Annotated in this window: 3 protein-coding genes; all 3 read right to left on the reverse strand. The window is 43.9% G+C overall.

The annotated features are described in order from the left end of the window. Positions 1-1,184 (reverse strand): RelA/SpoT family protein (locus VIM88_RS02130; RefSeq protein WP_331861236.1); only part of this gene is annotated, 1,184 nt, incomplete at its 3' end. 6 nt (positions 1,185-1,190) lie between these two features. After that, the gene (locus VIM88_RS02135; RefSeq protein ID WP_331861237.1) at positions 1,191-1,397 is read right to left on the reverse strand and encodes a DNA-directed RNA polymerase subunit omega; all 207 of its coding nucleotides are present in this window, start codon (positions 1,395-1,397) and stop codon (positions 1,191-1,193) included. 40 nt (positions 1,398-1,437) lie between these two features. Next, on the reverse strand, positions 1,438-2,145 hold the full coding sequence (gene pyrH, locus VIM88_RS02140; protein WP_331861238.1) for a UMP kinase: 708 nt from the start codon (positions 2,143-2,145) through the stop codon (positions 1,438-1,440). Between the last annotated feature and the right edge of the window lie 217 nt (positions 2,146-2,362).

The raw sequence follows: 2,362 nt of genomic DNA on the forward strand, positions 1-2,362 counted from the left end.
GAAAAAAGATCCGATTTTGCCAATTCATAGAACTCTTCGATCGATTCATTCTGGTAATTCAGACTCTCAAGCCATTCCAGGTTGACACTGTTATCACCATCCTTATATTTCCAGTGTGCGGCAACGCCATACTCAGCCAGCCTGTGCATCTCCCTGGTGCGGATCTGTGCCTCTACGATCCCCTCTTCGTCAAACAGGGTGGTATGAATCGTTTTATATCCATTTTCCTTGGGTACTGCGATATAATCTTTAAATCTGGAGATCAGAGGGGTGAACTGTAAATGCATCAGCCCCAGTACCCTGTAACAATCAATAGGCTCTTTTACGATCACACGGACCGCCAGCAGATCGAGTACCTCTTCGATACTTACCCCTTTGCGGTGCATCTTAAGATAGATGGAGTAGTAGTGTTTTACCCTTCCGATAATTTCATACTCACCCTCTTTGAAGCCATCTTTATCCATCATCTCTTTGATCTTTTGTATAAAAGTATTGAGCTTGATCTTCAGGTTTTGTGCATTTGACTGGATATAGGTATCTATTTTCTGATAGTCTTCGGGATAGATATAATAAAAGCTCAGATCTTCCAGATGGTTCTTAAGCCTTGAGATACCAAGCCTATGCGCAATGGGAACATAGACGACCATGGTCTCTTCAGCAATACGTTTCTGTTTCTCTACACTCAATGCATCCAGCGTAAGCATATTATGCAGCCGGTCACACAGCTTGATCACCAGCACACGCACATCCTTGATCGAAGCGATAAGCATTTTCCGGAATGTCAGTGCCGAGTTTATAAGCCTTTCATCTGAACCGGAGGGGACCAGCTCTTCATCACGTATCTCGACGATCTTGGTCAGTCCTTCGACCATATGTGCGACATCATCCCCGAATTCACGTTCCAGCTCTTCGATGGTAGCACTTGTATCTTCTACCACATCATGCAAGAGTGCAGCCTGGACCATCATTTCATCATTAGAGATCTTTGCCGTGATCGCTGCTACCAGTATGGGGTGAACAATGTAAGGCTCTCCGCTTTTTCGCGTTTGGCCTTTATGTGCTTCAAGTGAAAGCTCTAGCGCCTTGATGGTTGCGGGCAGAGGAGAGGGGAGTTCTTCCCAAAGAAGGGCCTTGGCCTCTTCAATGGTATCTATCTTTTTAGCTTTATCTAGAAAAGCATCCAAAGGGATTTAGCCTTCTAGACTTACGGTGATTTTACCTTCAGCGATTTCTTGAAGTGCAATATCTGAGTATTTCATACCTGATGTATCTATATCCAGCTTTATTTCGGCACCGTTTGAGATCGCCTCTGCTCTTTTGCCTACCGCATTTGCAAGAAGGTATTTGTCAAAATCCACTTTTTCCAATGCCAAAGCTGTTAGTTGTTCTGTTCTCATATCTGTTCCTTTATTATTTCATTCTCTATTTTAGCATGATTTATTTCACAATTGAACATCGGCTCATATCGCCTTTGATAATTGCAAGAAGATTGCCTTTTTCAAACATGTTGCATACCACAATAGGCAATCCGTTCTCTTTTGCCAGAGCAATGGCAGTATCATCCATCACTTTGATATCATCGTTCAATGCCTGATCGTAGGATAACACATCCAGTTTCACGGCATCGTCATACTTGTTTGGATCCTTGTCATAGACACCGTCCACTTTGGTCGCTTTGATCAACAGATCAGATTCGATCTCGGAAGCTCTGAGCGTAGCTGCTGTATCTGTCGTAAAGTACGGGTTTCCTGTACCTCCTGCAAATATCACTACACGCCCTTTTTCCAAGTGTCTTCGTGCACGTCTGACGATAAAAGCCTCGCCTATTTCCTGCATATCTATGGCGGACTGAAGTCTGGCCTCAAGTCCTGCATGCTCCAAAGCCTCCTGGATCGCTACACCGTTGATGACCGTGGCTAGCATACCCATATAGTCTCCGGAAGTTCTCTTGATGATCCCGTCTGCCGCAGCTGACACACCACGAATGATATTTCCGCCGCCTACAACGATCCCTACTTCGATACCGTTGTCTACAAGCTCTTTGATCTCACCTGCAATAAAATTAAGAATCTGAGTATCGATACCATACCCTTCTTCACCTGCCAACGCTTCACCAGAAAACTTTACCAATATTCTTTTCACCACAGATGCACCTTTATAGAATTTCGCGATTATATCCAAATGTCGTTTAGGCGGGGGTTAAACCAAACCGTTCATGCTCCATAAAAAGCATAGTATCACTTTAGCTTCTCTTGGAAAGGCCTGCACCAAGGTGCTATATCACTATTCATTAAAGTCATGTTCGAGCGGAAGATAGGTGTACGGAAGCTGATAATAATGCAAGACCTCACTTGTTTTTGTC

The organism is Sulfurovum sp. (assembly GCF_036568385.1).
Classification (GTDB): domain Bacteria; phylum Campylobacterota; class Campylobacteria; order Campylobacterales; family Sulfurovaceae; genus Sulfurovum.